The 4,428-nt window shown below is 46.0% G+C and carries 7 protein-coding genes; 4 read left to right on the forward strand and 3 right to left on the reverse strand.

Annotated elements, in window-relative coordinates; all coding sequences use genetic code 11:
• Positions 1-309: 309 nt before the first annotated feature.
• Positions 310-924, reverse strand: a complete 615-nt coding sequence (locus tag BG32_RS11260) for a carboxymuconolactone decarboxylase family protein (protein ID WP_121526844.1) — start codon at positions 922-924, stop codon at positions 310-312.
• A 136-nt stretch (positions 925-1,060) separates the two neighbouring features.
• On the reverse strand, positions 1,061-1,258 hold the full coding sequence (locus BG32_RS11265) for a DUF6485 family protein (protein ID WP_121526845.1): 198 nt from the start codon (positions 1,256-1,258) through the stop codon (positions 1,061-1,063).
• A 159-nt stretch (positions 1,259-1,417) separates the two neighbouring features.
• On the opposite strand from BG32_RS11265, the gene BG32_RS11270 reads away from it, so the two are divergent.
• From BG32_RS11270 to BG32_RS11285, 4 genes are all read left to right on the forward strand, one after another.
• A complete protein-coding gene (locus BG32_RS11270) occupies positions 1,418-1,744 on the forward strand; it encodes a hypothetical protein (RefSeq protein WP_006490220.1) in 327 nt (108 codons plus the stop codon).
• Positions 1,745-2,042: 298 nt separating this feature from the next.
• Positions 2,043-2,255 (forward strand): hypothetical protein, encoded by a 213-nt coding sequence (locus tag BG32_RS11275; RefSeq protein WP_006490222.1) that lies wholly within the window; start codon positions 2,043-2,045, stop codon positions 2,253-2,255.
• 880 nt (positions 2,256-3,135) lie between these two features.
• On the forward strand, positions 3,136-3,381 hold the full coding sequence (locus BG32_RS11280) for a hypothetical protein (RefSeq protein ID WP_259459687.1): 246 nt from the start codon (positions 3,136-3,138) through the stop codon (positions 3,379-3,381).
• 138 nt (positions 3,382-3,519) lie between these two features.
• Positions 3,520-3,780: a type II toxin-antitoxin system VapC family toxin gene (locus BG32_RS11285; RefSeq protein ID WP_409072661.1), complete on the forward strand. Its 261-nt coding sequence runs from the start codon at positions 3,520-3,522 to the stop codon at positions 3,778-3,780.
• Positions 3,781-4,191: 411 nt separating this feature from the next.
• Here BG32_RS11285 and BG32_RS11290 read toward each other — a convergent pair.
• The coding region (locus tag BG32_RS11290; RefSeq protein WP_121526847.1) for a HEPN domain-containing protein at positions 4,192-4,428 on the reverse strand (237 nt) is incomplete at its 5' end.

Below are 4,428 nucleotides of genomic sequence, written 5' to 3' on the forward strand. Positions count from 1 at the left end.
CTAACAAACAACCAAGGACGGTTTTTACAACGCTCAGCGGCACTCAGGATCGAGATGATGAAACAAGTCCATGACGGGATGTGCTTGACCAGTAACGAGGAACCTGGACGCGGAGCGTCGGAACGAAGAACTGCTCTTCGAAGGACGGGTTCATGGTTTTGGACGATGGACCAAGGACGGTTTTTACAGCGCTCAGCGGGTTCTCCGCTTTTAAGCGTTCAGCGGTTCTTATTCTTGCAACTTGGAACTGAGAACTTGCCACTGTTCCTATGATCTTCCTGCCTGCTACCACCTACCCGCAACCACGGTCTAAACAGCAGCTTCCTGCGTCTGGAAGGCAATTATGGGCTTCTTGAAAAGACTTGCGAGCAGGGCATGTACGAGCGCCACCGGGATGAGGAAGATGAAAGAGACAAGCATACTGATTTCATACCATAGGCTGCTTCCCTCAACTTGCTTTCCCTTAAGACGGTTTACCAGTGCGCCCCACACTATTCCGAAGGTATTTCCCATCATGATTGTCCTAACGGCACCGAGTATTCCCTTGGCTTTCGATTCCCCATAGAAGGTCTTAAGAGAACTCCATGAATCCTCGGAAGGGTTTCCCGAAGAGTTTGCGTATTCTCGCGAGAATAGAATAGCCGGAGCGTCCTCCTGAGGGATCTCTTCAACGTCAGCCACAAAGAGCATCTGAATCTCTTCTTCCTTTATCCCCTCTTTTTCGGCAACCTTGTTGTGGAAGACTGTACAGACTTCGCAGCCGTTTATTTCGGTTACGGTAAGCATCACCTTTTCGATCAACTCGGTGCTAAGTTCTTCTTTTCTCTTTGCACGGCTCATGTATTTCATTGTTCTCATCGCATCGAAGAGAATTTGGTAACACTCCTTAAAAGTGAAGAACCGCTTATAGAACTTCTGACTCAACTGTTCCTCCAGAAAAATCTCGATCCTGAATCGAGACTGGGTAATTTATTATTACTCCATTTTATCATCTAATGCTAAATCTCATTTGGATGAGGATATCCTTTCCACTTGTTGGAGATTTCACTATGCCTGAATGTTATCTTTTGCTTTTGACCTTCACAAAGTACTCAATGCTTCTGTCCCAGGTTTTTTCCTGTTCTTCAGTGAAGTAACAGGCCGGAAGTTCTCCGTTTCTACGGTGATAGGCGATGCACTCGCAGCACTTTCCCTTTCTTGGACAGCCCGGATAGGTGCAGTTGCATTTCTCAAGATTTCTGTCGACTTCACATTGCAAGATCAGTACCTCCCTTTGTTCATTTCATTCCTGATTTTATCAGAGGAATCCTCCTCAACCGATTCTGCATAGCCGGCTTCCCAGAAGATTCTTCACCATTAATCTCTCTTTAATCAAGAATGCTCTAACATACTAATATATGAGAAGGGGGGAACCGTAATGAGAAAAGTTCTACTGATTTTACTGTTCGTCTCCATGATATTTGGCTTGACCCTGGCAAATAACGGCAAGGGTCCCGGTGATGGTATTCCTGATGGGCAGGAGCCCGGGGCAGGTTTTGGTTCTCCAGGAACAGGAAAGGGAGAAGGTCCCGGCGCTGGTAAAGTCGACTCTGGAGGCAGCACGACATTGCTGCTGGAAAACCTGGAGGCTGAAACCGCGAGTTCTGAGCCTGTTCTTGTCCGCTCCATGAATAGATTGGTCGAGATGATCAAAAACATGTTGAGAAATCTTTTTAGAGTGCGTACCGCTCTTTCAGCAAAATAAAAACCAATTACCCCTGTTTACTCCTAGACTAAACCGCCGCTACCGTATTACCAGGACAGCGGCGGCCTTTTCTTTTATGTGTAGTCACTATAGAGCGCAGGCAAATTAGGGTGCGTCAACCCCCCCGGGAGAGAGAATCCGCTTTAAGATAAGAGTAGAGTCGTTTCAAAATCTGCCTTGTCTTCCTGAAACTTCCGTTATCGAGACGGTCAGACAGTTCAATTAGTGAAGTCTTTAATCACCCTTTAATGAGGTAAACAATAAGATCTAATCATTCGAATACAACGGGGGGATGAAAATGAAACGAATTACCGCAATTGTGCTTTTCATGTTATTTGTCTTTGGAATCGCTCTTTCAATCAATGGCAGCGGTCCGGGCGACGGTGTGCCCGATGGCCCTGATGACGATGCGGGTTATGGAGCACCAGACGATTCCTGCGAGGGAAACGGTCCCGGTCAAGGGAAACCGGCACTCGATGAAGATGAGATCGTTATTGGAGAGATTTCATAAAAGGGTACATTTCTCTGAATTTTGAAGCTTGAGGGGGACCGAAGAAAGTCGGTCCCTCTAAACTTTCTATATGAGCATTTTTCATCGACAATAAATGCTTGCGGAAATTCCATTACTCTATCTTTAGAAAAGGAAGGAAACAGCCAACAAGAAGTCGCAAATCACAGGGCATTCTAATTCTCGAGTCTATAAGAATTATCTTAGGGCAATTCTTGCACTTGTAACTTGGAACTGACAACTGTTCTAAGAGCCGTGGTTGGTGGTACGCGGTTGGTGGTTGGTTGGAGCTAAAGGAAGAGAAGACAGCAATCACCCCGCGGAAGAATATCAACTTGTTTGAACCAACTCAATTTGCCATCCTAATGTGATCTTGATCAGGATCTAATCTTTGATCTTATAGGTGAACGGATTCATGATCTGGGACGGTCAACGGTGAACAGCTCCTCGCAGCGATCAGAGGCTCTCAGGATCGAGATGCTGAAACAAGTTCAGATGACGAATTATTACGCTTTCGGAACAAGCATTCGTTGTCATTCCACGGAGCCTGTCCTGAAGCCTGCCCCAAAATGCTCTTGTTTGGGGTCTCTGTTCAGGGCTCCTGTTTGGGGTCTCCTGTTGGGCTCCTGTTGGAGCCTCTGTTAAAGGTCATCCCGAACTCGATCCCGGATCTGGTCTTGAAAACACGTCAAGGATCGAGATCCTGGCCAGAAGCTCGCCAGCATGACGTTAAGCGGTGTCATTCGCCAATTCCTACGTATTGTCATCCCGCAGTGTTCCTGTGCGGGATCTCGCTCTTGTCATCCGTCTCGCCCTTTCGATATGAATGCTTTGCTCCAAACACGTGTTAAAATAATAACGAGAATTCTTGGGAAGTGATCTTGTGAAACCGGCTAGCATCAGGAAGCAAATGATTGACGAGCTTGAGAATATCCCGGAAGACAAGCTTCAACTGCTACTGGAACTAATCAGAAGCAGTAAGTCCGATCTTTCGGATCTTCAGCCAAAGAGAAAATTGATTACCGACTATGCAGGTTCATGGAAAGAGATCGATTCGGATCAATACAACACTATGATCAAAGAACTAAGAGACCGAAGAGAAAAGTCAAGAAGGGAGCGCAATGTCTGACTTAGCACTTGTGGATACAGACATACTTTCCATGTTCTTCCGCGGCCATTCTCCAGTAGTATCCAGAATGGAAGAATATTCACAGATCACGAGAAAGTCTATCTGAGCCTAATAACGTACTACGAAATACTCAGCGGTTTGAGACACATTGAAGCGACAAGACAAATAGAGCAATTCCTGGAGTTTTGTCTTTTCAATGAAGTACTTCCTATTACGCTTAAATCAGCTTCTATTGCTGCGACTCACTACGCGTATATTAGAAGACTCGGAACGCCTTTGGATGACATGGATCTTCTCATTGCCGGTATAGCCATAGAAAACGACATGACTTTAGTCACGCACAATATGAAACACTTCAGCAGAATTCCGGGATTGAAGCTGCAAGACTGGATAGAATAACTGAATCCCCGATATTGTTCAGCGACCCTCCCACTTGATGTCCTCCATGTCATTGTGAATAGTTAGCACAGAATATCGTCAGAGAAGCGCTACACGCCTCAAAGAAATGTCCTTTGTCAGCCATCCGAGAGAAAGGGAGTCCTACGTCCGATGGGATCAATCGAGAAAGAGCACATTCGACAATCCGCTCCGCTCACTGCAGTAAAAGAATTAACATTTGTCGACCGACGAAGGTTCTCCGTTCTCCGCAAAAAGCAAAATACTTTTGAAGCATCACCTAATGAAGTCATCCCGAAGAGCCTGCCTTGAAGCCTGCCCTGAAATGCTCTTGTTCAGGGGTCCTGTTTGGGGTCTCTGTTCAGGGTTATCCCGAACTTGATCTCGGATCTGGCCTCGATCACTACTCTGAACTCATAATCGAATCAGAAACCCATTCGAAAACGAACTTGGCTGATTCGAGAGCCATTTTGTATTCAGATTCGGTAACAGGTTCACTATTCCGGGATATCGAGAAGAGACAGCATAGTCTGTAAGCTTAGCCGCTTCAAACACTTCTTCCGGAATTTGTATGCTGTCGGGTATATGCTGAATGAGAACGTTGATATTGTGGGTTCTCGGAAACTGGATTCCGCAGTAGATCAGCAGTGC

It is taken from the genome of Mesotoga sp. HF07.pep.5.2.highcov (genome assembly GCF_003666285.1).
GTDB classification, from domain to species: Bacteria; Thermotogota; Thermotogae; order Petrotogales; family Kosmotogaceae; genus Mesotoga; species Mesotoga prima.